The organism is Bacillus spongiae (genome assembly GCF_037120725.1).
GTDB classification, from domain to species: Bacteria; Bacillota; Bacilli; order Bacillales; family Bacillaceae_K; genus Bacillus_CI; species Bacillus_CI spongiae.
The window spans coordinates 45,572-63,268 of the sequence record NZ_JBBAXC010000003.1 but is presented as its reverse complement, the minus strand read 5'-3'; the positions used below and the strand labels follow the sequence as shown (position 1 = coordinate 63,268).

At 34.7% G+C, this 17,697-nt stretch carries 17 protein-coding genes and 1 other annotated feature; of the genes, 9 read left to right on the top strand and 8 right to left on the bottom strand.

All coding sequences use genetic code 11. The features are described 5' to 3' along the window. Nucleotides 1–125: 125 nt before the first annotated feature. Together WAK64_RS04555 and WAK64_RS04550 are read left to right on the top strand one after the other, a co-directional pair. The gene (locus tag WAK64_RS04555) at nucleotides 126–1,037 is read left to right on the top strand and encodes a helix-turn-helix transcriptional regulator (protein ID WP_336585761.1); all 912 of its coding nucleotides are present in this window, start codon (nucleotides 126–128) and stop codon (nucleotides 1,035–1,037) included. Between the two features lie 70 nt (nucleotides 1,038–1,107). Then, on the top strand, nucleotides 1,108–1,359 hold the full coding sequence (locus tag WAK64_RS04550) for a zinc ribbon domain-containing protein (protein WP_336585760.1): 252 nt from the start codon (nucleotides 1,108–1,110) through the stop codon (nucleotides 1,357–1,359). Between the two features lie 365 nt (nucleotides 1,360–1,724). On the opposite strand, the gene WAK64_RS04545 is transcribed toward WAK64_RS04550, so the two are convergent. Together WAK64_RS04545 and WAK64_RS04540 are read right to left on the bottom strand one after the other, a co-directional pair. Continuing rightward, nucleotides 1,725–2,747 (bottom strand): S66 family peptidase, encoded by a 1,023-nt coding sequence (locus tag WAK64_RS04545; protein WP_336585759.1) that lies wholly within the window; start codon nucleotides 2,745–2,747, stop codon nucleotides 1,725–1,727. An 18-nt stretch (nucleotides 2,748–2,765) separates the two neighbouring features. Continuing rightward, complete coding sequence (locus tag WAK64_RS04540; RefSeq protein WP_336585758.1) at nucleotides 2,766–3,278, bottom strand: 2'-5' RNA ligase family protein; 513 nt, start codon at nucleotides 3,276–3,278, stop codon at nucleotides 2,766–2,768. Between the two features lie 37 nt (nucleotides 3,279–3,315). Continuing rightward, nucleotides 3,316–3,519, bottom strand: a binding site (T-box leader). A 616-nt stretch (nucleotides 3,520–4,135) separates the two neighbouring features. On the opposite strand from WAK64_RS04540, the gene WAK64_RS04535 reads away from it, so the two are divergent. The 3 genes from WAK64_RS04535 (at nucleotide 4,136) to WAK64_RS04525 (ending at nucleotide 8,027) form a co-directional block, all read left to right on the top strand. Then, nucleotides 4,136–5,077, top strand: coding sequence for a helix-turn-helix domain-containing protein (locus WAK64_RS04535; protein WP_336585757.1), 942 nt, complete (start codon nucleotides 4,136–4,138; stop codon nucleotides 5,075–5,077). Between the two features lie 492 nt (nucleotides 5,078–5,569). After that, nucleotides 5,570–6,826, top strand: coding sequence for an MFS transporter (locus WAK64_RS04530; RefSeq protein WP_336585756.1), 1,257 nt, complete (start codon nucleotides 5,570–5,572; stop codon nucleotides 6,824–6,826). A gap of 505 nt (nucleotides 6,827–7,331) precedes the next feature. Continuing rightward, entirely contained in the window at nucleotides 7,332–8,027 is a 696-nt protein-coding gene (locus tag WAK64_RS04525) for an MBL fold metallo-hydrolase (protein ID WP_336585755.1), read from the top strand. Between the two features lie 206 nt (nucleotides 8,028–8,233). Here the strand turns inward: WAK64_RS04525 and WAK64_RS04520 are convergent, their stop codons facing one another. From WAK64_RS04520 to trmL, 3 genes are all read right to left on the bottom strand, one after another. Beyond that, nucleotides 8,234–9,007, bottom strand: a complete 774-nt coding sequence (locus WAK64_RS04520) for an SDR family oxidoreductase (RefSeq protein ID WP_336585754.1) — start codon at nucleotides 9,005–9,007, stop codon at nucleotides 8,234–8,236. A 195-nt stretch (nucleotides 9,008–9,202) separates the two neighbouring features. Beyond that, complete coding sequence (locus tag WAK64_RS04515; RefSeq protein ID WP_336585753.1) at nucleotides 9,203–10,045, bottom strand: SDR family oxidoreductase; 843 nt, start codon at nucleotides 10,043–10,045, stop codon at nucleotides 9,203–9,205. Nucleotides 10,046–10,536: 491 nt separating this feature from the next. Further along, a complete protein-coding gene (trmL, locus tag WAK64_RS04510; RefSeq protein WP_336585752.1) occupies nucleotides 10,537–11,010 on the bottom strand; it encodes a tRNA (uridine(34)/cytosine(34)/5-carboxymethylaminomethyluridine(34)-2'-O)-methyltransferase TrmL in 474 nt (157 codons plus the stop codon). A gap of 251 nt (nucleotides 11,011–11,261) precedes the next feature. On the opposite strand from trmL, the gene lepB reads away from it, so the two are divergent. Next, nucleotides 11,262–11,780, top strand: coding sequence for a signal peptidase I (lepB, locus tag WAK64_RS04505; protein WP_336585751.1), 519 nt, complete (start codon nucleotides 11,262–11,264; stop codon nucleotides 11,778–11,780). Between the two features lie 210 nt (nucleotides 11,781–11,990). Continuing rightward, nucleotides 11,991–13,157 carry an endonuclease gene (locus WAK64_RS04500; RefSeq protein ID WP_419465890.1) on the top strand — a complete coding sequence of 389 codons (1,167 nt, stop codon included), beginning with the start codon at nucleotides 11,991–11,993 and terminating at the stop codon, nucleotides 13,155–13,157. A 60-nt stretch (nucleotides 13,158–13,217) separates the two neighbouring features. Here WAK64_RS04500 and arsC read toward each other — a convergent pair whose 3' ends face one another. From arsC to WAK64_RS04485, 3 genes are read right to left on the bottom strand one after another with little or no spacing between them, the layout of a single operon-like run. Next, nucleotides 13,218–13,637, bottom strand: a complete 420-nt coding sequence (arsC, locus tag WAK64_RS04495; RefSeq protein ID WP_336585750.1) for an arsenate reductase (thioredoxin) — start codon at nucleotides 13,635–13,637, stop codon at nucleotides 13,218–13,220. A 32-nt stretch (nucleotides 13,638–13,669) separates the two neighbouring features. Next, nucleotides 13,670–14,968: an arsenic transporter gene (locus WAK64_RS04490; RefSeq protein WP_336585749.1), complete on the bottom strand. Its 1,299-nt coding sequence runs from the start codon at nucleotides 14,966–14,968 to the stop codon at nucleotides 13,670–13,672. 14 nt (nucleotides 14,969–14,982) lie between these two features. Beyond that, complete coding sequence (locus tag WAK64_RS04485) at nucleotides 14,983–15,306, bottom strand: ArsR/SmtB family transcription factor (RefSeq protein ID WP_419465895.1); 324 nt, start codon at nucleotides 15,304–15,306, stop codon at nucleotides 14,983–14,985. A 788-nt stretch (nucleotides 15,307–16,094) separates the two neighbouring features. On the opposite strand from WAK64_RS04485, the gene WAK64_RS04480 reads away from it, so the two are divergent. Both WAK64_RS04480 and WAK64_RS04475 read left to right on the top strand, forming a co-directional pair. Further along, nucleotides 16,095–16,940, top strand: coding sequence for an ABC transporter ATP-binding protein (locus tag WAK64_RS04480; RefSeq protein ID WP_336585747.1), 846 nt, complete (start codon nucleotides 16,095–16,097; stop codon nucleotides 16,938–16,940). Next, nucleotides 16,937–17,641, top strand: a complete 705-nt coding sequence (locus WAK64_RS04475) for an ABC transporter permease (protein WP_336585746.1) — start codon at nucleotides 16,937–16,939, stop codon at nucleotides 17,639–17,641. Before WAK64_RS04480 ends, WAK64_RS04475 begins: the two co-directional genes overlap by 4 nt. Nucleotides 17,642–17,697: the final 56 nt, after the last annotated feature.

Below are 17,697 nucleotides of genomic sequence, written 5' to 3'. Positions count from 1 at the left end.
CACTCTGGACATCTATCAGAAGGAATCCAAAGTTTGAGGTTTTAAACTTAACGAACTATCGTTATTCAAAAGATCCACAATTTTTTGATACAATGTGTGTAGTTAAAAATTTGGGGTGATGATCCATGAAGACAGAGCGCTTACTCGCCATTGTTATTAAACTCTTGAATCGGAAAAAGATGACAGCAAAAGAGCTGGCGGATTATTTCGAGGTATCCGTCCGAACGATCCAAAGAGATATGGAGTCCATTGAACTAGCGGGGATTCCTATCGTTTCAGAAAAAGGTCTAAACGGTGGTTACTCCATTTTGGAAAGCTTTAAGATTCATAATAGCTACTTTAATAACGTAGAACATCAACTTCTTATGACAGCGTTAGACGGTGTGTATAAAGCCTATGACGATAAGAACTTAAAAAACATCATAGAAAAACTTGCAACCATAAAAATGAGCCAACCAACTTTAGATTACCCATCTCTAATTCTCGATTTTAGTAATTGGGGACCTGAATTTAAAAGGCAAGATAAAATGAATGCAATTCAAAACGCCATTGATAACAAGCAGGTCATTCATTTCCAATACATCGATATCAATGGAAATTTCACTTCACGCGAAGCTGAGCCGATTTCCCTTATATTAAAAATCAATAAGTGGTATGTATATGCATTCTGTAACCTACGAAAGGATTATCGGTTGTTTAAAATAGGTAGAATGCATGACGTACAAATTACAGACAGAAGGATTGACCCAAATAGAAAGGTACCGCCATTCGACTTTACTCATGATGAATGTGAAAGAATCATGTTACGGCTCAAGTTCCAAAAACAAGCGCTCAATCAACTGGAGGATTATTTCGACCTTGATCGCTTGGAATTCCACGAAGATGGGTTCATCTATGTCACTGAATATTATCCTGAAGATGAATGGGTTTATGGTATGATTCTACATTTCGGAGACCAGGTGGAAGTACTCAAACCGGAGCACATTCGATCCATCATCAAGGAGCGAGCAGAAAAAATCTTTAAAAAATATACGTAATTACGACATAATGGTGTCGTATTTCCTTTCCTATAATAAGCTTAGACCTTATTATTTAGGAGGAATGAAAATGAACCAACCCGTATGTCAAAGTTGTGCAATGCCAATGGAAAATGAAAAATTATTTGGGACAAATCAAGATGGATCCAAGAATGAAGAGTACTGCGTATATTGTTATAAAAATGGAGTATTCACTGCAAATGTCACGATGAACGAAATGGTGAACATCTGTGTCCCTCACCTCGTTGAGGAGGGCATGAAGGAAGCTGAAGCTCGAAAAATGATGGAAGGCGTTTTACCAACATTAAAAAGATGGGCGTAATCCTGAAGAGACGGAACCTTCCTCGTTGAGGTTCCGCCTTTTATATTTCTTTTTCTCAACTTTACGTTTATTTTTTCCTTCTATTAATCTAAATAGAACTGCACACAAGTAATTAACGCAGTGCATTAATTACGTTTTGAAAAGAACAAAGTGAACTTCTAATGGTATTTTATCGATTTCTATGATACTAGTGTTATTGTAATCATAAAGGTTGTCCTAACAATAAATTGTTGGTTTGAACCTTTCCATGAATCAAAATGAAGTTACTCCATGAAGTTACTCCATGAAATTGCCTATAAATAGAGAAAAACGTGGTGAAATTAATTAATTTTCGTCAATGATAAATTTTCTAAAATAGATATGACTTAAATTAAAAACTGTTTAATAAGCCCTTCTCCCTTAACAAATTCTACCTTTGTATAACAACCATTTATTATAGACATCTGCGGTGGCTTGTGACCAATGTCAACATCATAAATTACAGGTACATCCAGGCTTGAAAGAGCATCGCTTAAAGCATCAAAAAAAGTAAAGTCAAAGACATCACTATATCCTTCTGGTCTGCCTATTAGAATCCCCTGACAAAATTGAAACCAACCATTGTATTTCATTTGCCAAAGAGTCCTATAAATATCTGCTGCATTCATGTCACAACTATCAAAATACCAAATAATACCTTCCTGCTTATATTTTTCTATGAAGTCTCTTATAGGAAGAAAAGGAGTACCAATTAATTTACAAACAGTATCCATACATCCACCAATAATTCTTCCTTCGAATGTTAGATACTCCTTTTTTTCTAATGACTTCCATAGTACACTTTCAGTCAAATTTAACATTGGTATATCTGTATTGTTGAAGTTAATCCTATTGTTTTGGAATAGAGAATAACTTTTCTGTGAAAAGTGTTCATCTTTTTTTAAATTTAGCACTTTCAAGGCATTCATTAATGAACGGTCTACTGGAGTATAACCAAAGTCCATAAAAACAGGACCACTTACAGAAGCAAAGCCTGTATTTAATGTAAATGGTAACAATAAGGTACTGATATCTGAGTATCCTAGTATCCATTTCGGCTCGATTAGTTCTTTGAAGTTAAGATAGGGGAGTATTTCCATAAGGAATTCCCCTCCGCCACTTGGTATAATCGCCTTTACTTGACTATTATTATATAACTGAGTAAACTCTATCGCTCTCTCTCTTGCTGTTGTGCTTCTTAGCTTATTATTTCCACGTACTGATTTGGTAAATGTTACTTCATACCCCAATTCGCTTAATTGCGAGACAGCATTTTGTAGTTGCCATTCATATTCAGATGTAACACCAGACGATGGTGATGTAACTCCGATTAAGTCACCTTGTTGTAAAGGCAATGGATAAACAGTCATAACCATTCACTCCCTCTATTAATCATTTAACTTAAATATAGATTCAACCGTTGACCTCTCTTCCTTATCTATCGTTTCAACAACTATTTCTTTTACATTTGTTTTGAAGCTAGTTTCAAAACTCACTGTATCTATTATCCCCTTCTCAAAGTCTGTTTTATTATTGAATCTACCAACAGTTATATGAGGAATATAAGTAACTCTTTTATATAAAAATTCCTGTAGTATTCCAGAGTACAGTTTATCGTGCAATCTAATAATTGTGTCATTTCCCACTTTTACATTAAGAAACAGATAAGTTTCATCTGCTCCCGTTATTCCCTGTAAGTAAATATCAAATGACTTCTCCTTTTTTAAAACCTCTGTTATATGATCATTCATCTGATTAGAACTCAAATTGCTAATGAAAGGAAAAACTAATGTGATATGTGGTGGAATCAGGTCATGTAGTGGATCATATTTTCTTCGTAGTTTATTAATCTCATTTCCGTTTTCTAGACTTGGAAAGATACATATAGATCTCTTAATCATAAGAATCACCTCTAAAAATAATAAAAAACTCTCATCCCTAAGAGACGAGAGTTATCCCGCGGTACCACTCTAATTGTTAAATTACCACTTATCTATATAACGAGACTAACCCCGTCTTTTCCTACTAGTTTCAGAAAAGCCTCTCGGTAGTGCGATTCATTAAATGTACTGCATTAGGCTCCAACCTTCCCTAATTCGCTAAATCAGTCCATAAAACTACTCTCTACTTCATTGAGTTATTATATAATTGTTAATTTTATAAACTTTAACATACTACCTATTACTTTTCAATATAGAATCATCTATACTTTTATGGTTCACTACCTGTCCGTAATGTAAATACCTTCCTTCTTATATCTGCACTTTTTTAACATATAAAACAGTATAACGTTTCAACATATCACCTATTCCTTGAATAACCCTATTGTCAATTAACCGTTCTTTAAATATTTTCTTTCACTGAACCCCCCTTTACAAAACATAAATGGAAAAACGTTGTGATTTTATTTCCTATTCAAAGCAAGATATTTTACAAATAATACACTTCTGCTCCTATATTAGCTTGTTTCAAATTGGTCAATTTGATGTAACAACTAAACAGTACTCCTGCATATCAACTAATACTTGAATTGTTCCTTATTGGTAAAGTAATAATTTAGTGAGAGGTTAGTAATGAGTTTTCCCCATATTGTTTTCATTCACTAAAGTTCCGTTAAGAGTCTTTTTCTCAAATATGACGTCTGTATTCTTTTATGATGTGAAGTGTTAGTTGCCTTATAACTCAAGTATAACTTGATAGACACAGCCACATTTATGGAGCTAAAATAACATTACAAATTAATGGGAGGTTGATATGAATGTTTGATATTAAAAAAATTGGAAGACAGCTTGCACATTTAAGAAAGGGCAATGAAATTACTCAACTACAACTGGCAGATAAACTAGGGGTTAGTGCTCAAGCAATTAGTAACTGGGAGCGCGGCGAAACGATGCCTGATATATCTAAACTACCGGAACTTTCTCAAATATTTGACGTTAGCATTGATGAAATTCTCGGTTATGAGAAGGGAACAAAGCTATTGAAAAATATAATTGATGACAGAGATATTTCTTTAGAACAAAATGAAGTATCTGTAGAAGAATTTATAAATATTGCACCATTAATCCAATTTGATAAAGCTGACACATTTTTTTATAAGCTTAAAGATGAACTAACATTAAATGATATTGCTTCTCTCACTCCTTTTTTAAGCGAGTGTGTAATTGATGAGTATGCTAAGGAAGAGTTTGAGAGGAATGGAATCGAAACTTTAGCACCTCTTGCTCCTTATATAAGTAAAGAAGTAATCGATGAGTGTGTACTGAGAGAATTTGAGAGGAATGGAATCAAAACTTTAGCACCGCTCGTTCCTTATATAAGTAAAGAAGTGACCGATGAGTGTGCATTGAAAGAATTTGAGAGAAATGGAATCGAAGCTTTAGCACCTCTTGCTCCTTTTATCAGTAAAGAAGTAATCGATGAGTGTGCACTCAAAGAGTTTGAGAGGAATGGAATCGAAGTTTTAGCACCGCTTGCTCCTTTTATCAGTAAAGAAAGTTTAATTGAGTTTACCAAAAAAAGTTACAATGAGAATGGAATAGCCTCCATAATATCTATTTGTCCCTTTATCGATAAATCACTAATAAATGAACTCGCCTTAGATGCCATTTCTAAAAAAGGAATATCTGAAATATTGCCAATTATGCCCTTTGTAAACCAAAATTCGATCAATAATTTAGTGAAAAGACAAAATAATTAGACACCTTTTACAAAGCGCTACCTATACCATCTGTCTTTACATTCAGGGCATACATTTAGTATTGATGACATTAGTAAAGTCCAATTTCTCAGAATTGAAATTGGACTTTTTTATTTAATGTTATTCATAAATTTATATAAATTCGCATCGGATTTGATTATCTTAAGAATTACAAACTCTTTATCATCTTTATTTTTTAGATTGATTTCATACAGGTCATCTTTATTCATTTAGTATAAAATGGAGTTAACAATAAATTTTACCAAAATGATAGGGAATTCATTCATTATCGAGAAGTATTCACCTAAATGAAAAGAATCTAGCTTGTCGAGAGCATATTCCAAATAATTTGCTTCTTCCTCTTCTCAAGAAAAAGGAATTTCAATTCGTTTAGTGAATATCTTGTATTTTTGAATATCATTTTTTTAATCATTCTTATAGCTTTAACATGGACTGTAGTATAGTGACCTAACGGAGTACGAGGTGAATCTATTGAATCGTTGGAAGTTATTTAAACAAAAGAACTTTGTCCTATATTGGCTTGGGTACCTATTTTCTGCTTTAGGGGATGCCATATTTATCTTAATCACATCATGGTTTATTGTGCAGAAAACTGGTTCTGGAGTAACAATGGGTACTTTTCTATTATTTGTTGGTGTCCCAAGGGTAATATTCATGATAATCGGCGGAATTGTTGTCGATCGAGTTTCCCCGAGAGCTGTGATGTTTTGGTCTGATTTATTAAGAGCAGTGATATTATTTATTTTTGTGTTTTTATCCATTATTAACAACCTACATGTACCTATTCTCTTTAGTTTAGGGGTAGCTTTTGGGATTGTCGACGCCTTTTACTGGCCATCCATTACGGCAATGAGGCAAAGAATAGTGGATGAACATCACTATACCCAGTCAAATAGTGTCCTCACAGCCACGTGGCAAGCTTCCGCTATTTTGGGACCTCTACTAGGTGCGGGAATAATTGGGCTAATAAGCTTTACTTTTGGCTTTGGTGTAACGGGGTTATTCTTCTTACTATCTGCTCTAACATTATTCTTCTTAAGACTTAAACCAAAGAAATCTTTGGTTAAGCAAGAAAAGCAAAAGAATATTATGACTGAGCTACTAGTAGGAGCGAAGTTTGTGTTAAGTAACCGATTATTGCTTGTCATTATTATCACTGCGTTGTTTGGTAATGCTGCAATGAGCACAATTACAGTTGGTTTACCATTCTTAGCTAAAGAATATAAGGTTGGTGCAGAAGGGTTAGGGCATATGTCTGCTAGTCTAGGAATTGGTGGAATGATCATGTCTGTTCTGCTAGCAGTTGTTATCGTAATAAAGAAACCGCACCCTCGACTCATGATGGCCGTACTATTTGCTCAAGGAATGTTTATTCTATTCATCGGATATACTCAAAACCATTGGCAAGTAGCTCTCCTAATTGGGCTAATAGGTGGAGCAGGAGCAACCCTCGGCATTTTAGAGCAAAGTATATCACAGAGCATCATCCCCCAGCATTTAATAGGGAGAGTGTATAGCGTAATTTTAGTCGTTGCGCAAGGTATAACGCCACTTGCACAGGCTCTTAGCGGCTGGCTAATTGATGTAATAGGTGTTCACCAAATTTACTTAATCGGTGGACCAATTCAAGTGGTTGCAGCAGGTATTGCCTTCTTCCTTCCCGTTATTGTTTATTACGATCAAAAGCCTTTTAAACAAACTACGACATCTTATTCGAATATACAATAGGAACAGCAATTATACTTATTTATGGGGTCATAGAGCATGAATTGAAGAGCAAAAAGAGTTATCGAACAGAAAGGAAGGGGAAAACAAATGGAAATGGAAAAGCAAAGAAGGAAAATGACAAACCCGCAACTTATATTTCGGAGTATTATATTCGGAATATATAGTATCATAGGAAGCTTTCAAGTATTATTTTCACCATACTTTTTCGTTCGAAGTGTAATGCTTTTTTCAGTTATAATTTCTTCTATATGTATAGGTGCGCTAATAAGGGAGTTTTTCTTGTTTAAAGAACAACAAGAATTATAGAATAAGTAGTCCCTTTTAAAGATCTATTATCATGAAATAGGACAGGTTGTAGACTTAACTTAAATAAGCAAGTGCGGGTCTTAATAAATAGTGTGTAACAAGTTGTATTTTATGAACAAATGTAGATGTTCTTTTCATTTACGTCAGTGCATTATTAAGATAAGATTTCTCTAATATTCAGGAAAAGGGGGAAAATAAAGTGAAGGAATTAGAAATTAAAGAACTTACAATACCAGTTGAATTTAATGGAAAAATCGATTATATCCACCCAACACTCATTATTCAAGATAAGGAATTGACTCTTGTTGATACGGGATATGCGGGATTTTTGCCACTAATTGAACAAGAGATTATTCGTCTTGGACATGATGTAAAAAATTTAAACAATATTATTATTACCCATTATGATGATGACCATATTGGTTCATTATTTGATTTTAAAATGAACTATCCTTCGGTGAACATTATCAGTAGTGAGGTTGAAGCAAAGTTTATAAGTGGGAAGGTTAAATCAGAAAGGCTCATTCAAGCAGAACAGCTGATTCAAACCATGCCTGAATCAGAAAGAGAATTTGGGAAACAGTTTATTAAACAATTAAAGAATATAAAGCATTTACCTGTTAATAAAACCGTGAAGGACCACGACATGATTATGGATAATCAATGTCAAATTATATCTACACCTGGACATACTTCAGGACATATTTCATTATTTTTTCCAAATATAAATTGTGTAATCACCGGCGATGCTGCTGTAAATCATCAGGATACATTAATCGTCGCAAATCCACAGTTTTGCTTAAATATGGATGATGCAACAAACTCTTTGGATAAATTAAAAAAACTACAGGCGTCTGTTTACTACTGTTACCATGGAGGAAAGTTTATTTCTTAATATTGCGGCCTGATGAATAAAGTCTATTACTCTTTAAAAGAAGCTTCAAAATGAATGAAAAACATCTAACTCATACTAATTTAGAAAAAATTAGTATGAGTTAGATTCAGCAAAACGTTAATCAAAATCGCTGCTTTTCCGTTTAACCATTTTATTCTACCTTCAAGTCTTTTAGCGTTAACCATAAGACTATAGAGCAGTTGGCTTTATCTTTTAAATCCACCCTCTGAATGAATAATCTGACCTGTAATCCAATCTGCTTCATCACTCACTAGAAATTTTATGGATTTTGCAACGTCCTTTGGTTCACCTATTCTACCAAATGGAAACATAGGTTTTAATTCTTCTTTGATGCACTCTGTCATCCATCCTGTATCAGTTGGACCTGGGTTTATTGCATTAACTGTAATTCCTAAAGGAGCAAGTTCAGCTGATAGAGTAATAGTCAATGCATCAACTGCCCCTTTTGTTGTTGCATAGGCTAATTCGCCAGGCATAGGTCCTTGAAATTGACCAGAAGTTATATTGACGATCCTTCCACCAGATTGCTTTTCAAACCTTTGAGCAAATTGACTACTTAATAAGGTTGTTGCACGAACATTTACCATGTAATGTTTATCTAATTCTTCAGCAGTTAAATTAGAAAAATCATTGTTAGTTGAGTAAGCCGCGTTATTAATTAAAATATCAGGATAACCAAGTTGGTCAATAACTCTATTTAAAAGCTGTTCAGGTGCTTCAATATGGGTTAAATCTAACTCCATACACGATACTTTAACACCTTTTCTTTCTAATTCTTCTTTTAATTTTATTGGCTCATCTAGCTGAATACTCCAAGGCATTTTTTTATCATACTCAGTCCAATAGGTGAAAAATACATGATATCCAGCTTCAGCTAACTCATTGCAAATCGCTGCTCCAATCCCTTTAAGACGGCTCACTCCTGTAATAATGGCAATTTTTTCTTTTAATTCGTTCATAAAATGCCCTCCCAATTAATAGCGATAAGATGGTCCTAAAAAAGACAGATGCACAAAAGGTTTCAGCCTCTATAATCAAATAACCCCTCTTAATTGAGCAAAGAATTATCCTATTCAATTTCTAATGATGATAAGCAATTCCACATCTCGAAGCTTTATCCCCGATTAACTATATATCACCGCTTTTCTACTACTCTACTTATATAATAATCGTAAAATGATTTTCTCCCATAGATTCCATGGGAGTAAATACTTCATAAATACAGTCAGTTTTACACCTTTACCAATACTATATCGAAGCTTTGGATTGTTTTTGTTTGCAATCGACACAACTAACCTTGCAACATCTAACGGATTCCCAAGTTTTTTTTCTTCCCTTGCTAGCCTTTCTTCGATTTTTATTAAATGGTTGGCATAAGGAGAAGCATTATTCCCCACTCCTGCTGTATTGGCCTTCCCTACTTTCCACACATTCGTTGCATATGAACCGGGTTCAATTAAAACGACCTCAATACCGAATGGCTTACATTCTAAACGTAACGACTCACTGTACCCTTCAACTGCATGCTTTGAAGATACATAAGCGGATATAGCTGGAAATCCAACCAAACCAGAAATACTACTCATGTTAATAATTCGACCGCTTCCCTGCTTCCTCATAATAGGGAGAATAGCCTGCGTCATCGCCATTAAACCAAATACATTCGTTTCAAATTGCTGGCGGTAACGATCAATTTCTACCTCCTCAGCGAAGCCACTAACTGCAAAGCCTGCATTATTGACAAGTAAATCTACACTGTTATAAGTTGAGCACTTTTCAGCTAACTGATGAATTGATTCTTGTTTCGTTACATCTACATATTCAATCTCTACCCGGTCTTGTAAACCGCTACTCTTTAACTCATCCAATAGACGTTTAGATTTTTTAAGGTCCCTCATAGTTGCCACCACATGAAAACCAGCCTTTGCTAGCTCAAAAACCATTACATATCCAAATCCACTTGATGCCCCCGTAACAATCGCTGTTTTTGTATGCACTTGAAAACAACCCTTCTATTAAAAAATAATATATTCTAGTCTACAGCACACTATGTTCAAACGTCCTTCAAAATTCACGATTACTTAATTTGACCAAGGTCATACAAAATCGATTTCCTCTTAAGTTATCAATCATTAGTAGGGAGCGTTGCAAATAAGATGAAAACGGACGAAAAAAGAATTCATACCATTTCCTTTCTCGGTTTTCGTACTCCCCCTAAAATTTGAAAACTTATTTAAGATTTGCCAATTTCGGTTATATGGCGCGTTTCCCCCTCTTATTATCAACTTCTAAATAAGCGTCTACTATAAAGGCTTCAAAATTCCATTGATAGCGTATTGAGGTGAAAGAAATCATTTTTTCTGTTCATTTACTGAAGGAGACGCACAAAAGAGGTAATGAATACGCTTGTTTTCTTTATGTATAAGTGCAAGATACTGATAAAATAAAAGGCAAGAACGGAACGTGAATCTCCACGTTCCGTTCCTATTTAGCGTAAATGCAAGTAATTTTGTTGTCTCAACGCTTCGTATACTAATATTGCTGCTGTATTAGAAAGGTTTAAAGAACGGACATTGTCATTCATTGGAATACGTAAACTACGGTCTTTATTTCTTTCTAATAGATCCTTCGGCAAGCCTGTCGTTTCTTTGCCAAACATAAAGAAGTAATCCTTTTCTTTATTACTATAATCAAAATCCGAGTGAGGCTTTTGGCCAAACTTTGTTAGATAGAAAAATTCTGAGCCTTCATTTTTCTCAAAAAACTCGTCTAATGAATCGTAATACACAATGTTGACATATTGCCAATAATCTAACCCTGCGCGTCTTAGCATTTTATCATCTGTTGAAAATCCTAAAGGACGAATCAAATGAAGGGTAGTATCCGTTGCTGCACACGTGCGAGCAATATTTCCTGTATTTGCTGGTATTTCTGGTTGATATAATACGACATGAACTCCCATGTTTTGTCACCTCATCTAAACAATCTACATGACATTATACCATTGATTTTACTTTGGACAAATGTTCAAACTCGATTTAAATTTTCGATTCTATTGAACCGTACGATTGATTGCGCTTATTCATTGAAAGAGAAAAGAGATAAGAAGCATTTGAAACAAATGAAATAGTAGGTTATTATATTTACCATACATATTATTGCTAAATTCTTACTTTTAAAAACAAAATGTTAATGTTATTGGAGGTTATATAAATGGAGAAAAACACAAAAAAAGAGATAAGGTCCTGGATAAAATCCATCATTTTAGCTTTAGTTATCGCACTCCTTTGTCGCGAATTTTTATTTTCCCCAGTTAGAGTAGAAGGAAAGTCGATGATGCCAACTTATCAGCATAATAATCGACTTATTATATCTAAAACTAGCAATATAGATTATTTCGATATTATTGTTTTCAATTCTCCAGTTGCTAATTCAGATTACATAAAGCGCGTTATTGGTCTACCTGGTGATAAAATTGAAATGAAAAATGACACATTGTTTATTAACGGGGTAAAGTACGAAGAGCCTTATTTGGATACACTAAAGCAGGAAAATCATATGTTAACAAAAGATTTTAGTGCAACAGTCCCAGAGGACTCATATTTCGTTTTAGGTGATAATCGTAACCATAGTCTCGATAGCAGAGATTTAGGTGCGATCGACTCAGAAGCTGTTGTCGGAGAAGTAAAATTGCGATTTTTCCCTTTTAATAAATTTGGAACTTCTAATTAACTATATGTACTTGCTTGTAAAGGAATCATGCTTATTGCATGATTCCTTTTTTTATACCACTTCCCTTCATCTCACTAAAGGATTGAGATTTATTTTAAGTAAAATCAAAATTTAATGTATATTTACAATATTTTCGCCATTCTTCAACATTTTTCTGTTATGATACAGATGACATAGCAATAAATCATATTTTTATAGGGAGTTGGAAACGTGAATACTTATTTAAAAGGCTTCAAATCATCCATTGTTTTATTAGTCCTTATTCTTTGTATTGGCTCGTTTAGCTTATCTCCACCTATTTCAGCTGAAGGAACAGGTTCCTGGTCTTCTCCACTTGACGTCAACCAAGCAATGAACCTTCAAGATGGTTCTTCCTATTCAGTAGAAGGGTATATAACAGGAAAACCTATTTCTACAACGACTGTCATTACTTCAAATTATCCAGATGATTATGCTCTTGCTATTGCTAATTCTTCACAAGAACAAAATACTTCAAACATGATTTATGTACAAATCCCTTCCAATTATCGCTCGGAATTCGGATTGAAATCTAACCCAGACATATTAGGGAAAAAAATAAAATTAACAGGTTGTTTAACTGACTACTTTTCTCATGCAGGCGTTAAATGTGTTTCTGAAATTGAGTTTGATTCTACTACAAGTACTAGTACTACTTCTCCTTTTGACTCTACTTATTATCTTACAGCGGTTGGAAAAACCGGTAATTCTTTAAAAATAGCCTTACATGATATTATTGATGACCATGTTGAGCTTTCCTACTCTAACGTTTGGGATGCGCTTCGCCATACTGACGAAGACCCTAATAATTCTAATAATGTTATTCTTCTCTATACCGGTCGTTCCCAAGATAAATATCAAAATGGCGGGGACATAGACGATTGGAATCGCGAACACGTTTGGGCAAAATCTCATGGTGATTTTGGTACTTCAATGGGAGCAGGAACTGATTTACACCATCTCCGACCAACGGATGTAACCGTTAACAGTTCAAGGGGAAATAAAGATTTTGATAATGGTGGTTCACCTCACTCTGAAGCTAATGGAAATTATTCCGATAGTGATTCATGGGAACCCCGTGATGAAGTGAAAGGCGACGTAGCGCGAATGCTCTTTTATATGGCCGTTCGATATGAAGGAGATGTCACCGGTGAAGTTGACCTTGAATTAAACGATTTTGTTAATAACGGATCCGTTCCATTTATGGGTAAACTTTCGACACTATTAGAGTGGCATGAGTCAGATCCAGTAGATGCATTTGAAAGAAATCGAAACGATGTTATTTATACAAACTACCAAGGAAATCGAAATCCTTTTATCGATCACCCTGAATGGGTTGAATCTATTTTTTCATTTTAACTAACATGGGTCTTTATCATAAAAAACAGGTTAAGAGTTGTGCTCTTAACCTGTTTTTTATTATTCTCCTGTTTTAGCAAAATGCTCGATTCTATCGCTTATTTCATCGCGAACTCGTTGAAAAAATGCCCACTTCTCTTCTTCGCTTCCTTCTGCTTTCGCAGGATCGTCAAATCCCCAATGAACTCGTTTAATATGGGGTGGTGTTACAGGACAATTGTCTGCTGCATGACCGCACAAGGTAACGATTAAATCGGCGTTATTTAAGATTTCATTGTCGATGACATCCGATGTTTGCGTAGAAATATCAATCCCTATTTCGTTCATGGCTTTAACTGCATTTGGATTTAAGCCATGTGCTTCGAGTCCAGCACTTTTCACAACCCATTCGTCGCTTAAATATTTTTTCGCAAACCCTTCTGCCATTTGGCTTCTACAAGAATTCCCAGTACATAAAAAGTATATTGTTTTTTTCGTCATCGTAATTCTCCTTTATTTTCAATATGAATTTATTAATGAATGATTAATAACCAAATATATAGTCCTACAAGTGTAATGAGCAATGTAGGAATTGTTAAGATAATTCCTGTTTTAAAATAGGTTCCCCATGAAATTTTTACACCTTTTAAAGACAGCACATGAAGCCATAATAATGTTGCTAAAGAACCAATCGGTGTAATTTTTGGACCTAAATCAGACCCAATCACATTTGCATAAATTAGAGCTTCTCTTACCACTGCATTCGTATTGGTATCCGAAATCGCAAGGGCATCGATCATGACAGTCGGCATATTATTCATAATAGAAGATAAAATCGCCGCAATAAAGCCCATCCCTACTGTTGCCGCAAATAATCCCTGATCTGCTGTTACTTGAATCACATCTGCTAATACGGAGGTTAAGCCAACATTTCTCAAGCCGTATACGACCACGTACATGCCAATTGAAAAGAAAACAATGGCCCAAGGTGCTCCTTTTACAACTGTTTTAGTATTCACTACATCGCTTCTTTTAGCCATAAGTAAGAAGAAAATGGCGGCAACACCGGCTATAATGGAAACTGGTATACTTAGCATTTCGCTTAAAAAATAGCCTATTAATAGCACGCCTAATATAACCCATGATAATGAAAACATTTTCTTATCTCGTATAGCATCGATTGGCTGCTTCAGTTGAGCGATATCATAGTTCTTTGGGATGCTCTTCCGGAAAAATAAATATAAAACCAATATACTTGCACCTAATGAGAAAAAGTTTGGAATGATCATTCTCGATGCAAATTCGACAAATCCGATTCCAAAATAGTCTGCAGATACGATATTTACCAAATTACTGACAACGAGTGGAAGCGAAGTGGTATCTGCAATAAAACCGCTCGCCATAATAAACGGAAAGACCATCTTCTCACTAAAATTCAAATTTCGAACCATCGCTAGTACGATAGGTGTCAGAATTAGGGCTGCACCATCATTGGCAAAAAAGGCCGCTACGATCGCACCTAATATACTGACATATATAAACATTTGAACCCCGTTTCCTTTTGCCGCTCTTGCCATATGCAACGCAGACCATTCAAAAAAACCAATCTCGTCTAAAATTAATGAAATAATAATAATAGCAATAAACGCTAACGTTGCGTTCCATACAATAGAAGTAACATCTAATACATCTTGAAAATCCACAACTCCCACAAGCAGAGCTAATAGAGCCCCTCCACATGCAGACCAACCAATTGACAGCCCTTTCGGTTGCCAAATGACAAGTGTTAATGTAATTAAAAAGATAACAGATGCTAAAATAACTGATGTCATGCCAAATCCTCCATTTATTCACATGAAATTCGTAAACCTTGTCTTTCTAATGCTTTTAATCGATCATCCTGATTAGGAAGCTGCTGAAGCACACTTTGAAGGAGAGGATAATATTCCGTATCTTTGTTCAAAGAGTAGATAATCCACTGCCCTCTTCTCGTCTCTTTCACTAAACCTGCATTCTTTAGTTTTCGAATATGTTGACTAATGGCAGGTTGGCTAGTCTGAAAAATTTCAACAAACTCACATACACAATAATCATTAGTATCAAGCATCTTTACCATTGTTAATCTTGTTTTATCACCTAATAACTTTAAAATTGTAGCAGCAGCATTCATTTCTATTGTCACATTAATCAAATGACCTACCTCCACTCCTTTTTTCCTTCAATTCTTCCCTATCCTTTGTGAACAATGACCGCAACCTTAAATGAGAGTGACCTAATTAAACAGCGTTTTCCCTATAGAAGATTGACTTCACGTCCCTTTATATAATCAACCACTTATATAATAAATCACTTATATGTTAGTGCGCAAGATTTTTTTTAGACGAATGAACAATGGTCAAACCTAATCTGATCTAAAAAACAGTAGAGTCTCTATTTACAACAGAAAAAAAGGAACCAAAACAAGCGCCTTTCCCTATGATCATTCTCTAGTCAAACGATCAATTCAGTTAAAGTTCTCCCTTTGAATATAAATTCGAAGAAGAAGGCAGTAGAAAGGTCGACGGTATCTATGATAAAGCAGGTAGCTAGAAATAGGGTAGACGGCTCCTCATTTACCATGAATTAAGGGTAAGGAATACTGCTACAAAAGTTATAATCTATGAACCTTGAGGTTAGAAAGAGGTCATCATGCTACCTCAAGGATTTTGATACGGGGAAAACTATTCCTAAATAAATTTTTTATTGCGAAAATTAAAATAATTAATATGATACAAAGGAATACGATTAATTTTTATCGAATATTCAAAGTAAGAAGGTAGGATTTGTCTCAATTTAATAAGTAGGTGAAAAATACTCCATTCAACTTTTGAAATACTCGTTTCACCTCGAATTTACTGCTGGGTTCCACTCATGAGAAATTGAATCAAGAAAGTAAAAACTAAAAAAGGAGTAACGAAAATGGAAAATGTTATTGAAGTTCAAGAACTTGTTAAATCATTTGATAATAATGTTGCCTTAAAAAATGTCAGCTTTGAAGTGAAAAGAGGAGAAACATTTGGTTTCTTAGGACCAAGTGGTTCCGGTAAAACTACAACAATTAAACTTTTAACAGCTCAGCTTTATCCAACAGCTGGAGAAGTCAAAGTGTTTGGAGAACCCATACATAAACTAAAAGACCATACATATATGAAAAGAATCGGCATTTTAACAGATAATAGTGGTCTTTACGATCGGCTTAGCATATATGATAACCTTGCATTATATTGCGATTTATATGATGTAAACAAGGCTAGAATTAACGAGGTTCTTGAAGCCGTTAATCTAACAGAAGAAACGAAGAAACCTGTTCAAAAACTATCAAAAGGAATGAAGCAGCGAATTACATTGGCACGTGCGATTTTACATAAACCTGATCTACTCTTTTTAGACGAGCCAACTTCTGCCTTAGATCCGGTCAACTCAAAGCATATTCATGAGGGCCTAAAAAGGTTGAATCAAGAAGGTACAACCATTTTTTTAACAACCCATGATATGCAAGAAGCCGAAGTTCTTTGTGATCGAGTTGCTTTCTTAAATGATGGAGAAATCATGTTACTTGATACACCTCAAAATGTAAAATTACAAAAAGAAAACACCTCTATTTCACTTTTATTAAAAGGAAATCGTACTATTGTTGTGAATAAAGATGAAGATGGAGCAAAGGAAATCTACCAATATATGAAGGATGGGCAGATCTTGACGATTCATTCAAATGAGCCGACTCTTGGAGATGTTTTTGTTCAAATAACAGGGAGGAATTTATGATGAACTTTTCAATTAAACGAGTAAATTCCATCTTTATAAAGGATTGGAAAGACCTACAAAAAAATAACTACATTCTCTTTACATTAGCAATCCCTTTAGTTTTTGCAGTATGGTTAGGTCGCATAGGTGCAGAAAGTGCCATTTATAATACTTATCCAATCATTCTGTCGCTTGTCCTTGTAGGTTCTTTAATTCAAGCTGCAATGGTGGCAGAAGAAAAAGAGAAAAATACATTAAGAGGGTTGATATTATCGCCTGCCAGTACAACTGAAATTTTCTTAGGAAAATGCGCATTATCTGCTATTTTGGCATCCATTGTTATTATTGCATCAGTTTTTTTATCTGGCTACAATGTACCATCACCGCCGTTATTTTCAGTAAGTGTGCTATTGGGTTTGGCTTTTTATCTTGCAATTGGAACTATTATTGGTTTGATTTCAAGGACAGTAATGGACACGAGTATTATTGGAGTGCCTGTATTATTGATATTTGGAATAAGCTTTAAGTCACTGGTGGAAAATGAAACTGCTTTAATGATTATAAATTATTTACCCAATGAAGCATTAAACACTATATGGGTTGACTTAAACAATGGAAAAGGATTTAGTGGAATCATCGAAAACATCCTTATACTACTCGCGTGGGTCGTTATATCGATCGTTACAACCGTAATTATTTATCGAAAACGTAGGGTTGATTAAAATACAAAGATAATGAAAAAGACTACCCACTCTGTACACTCAGAGTGGGTAGTCTT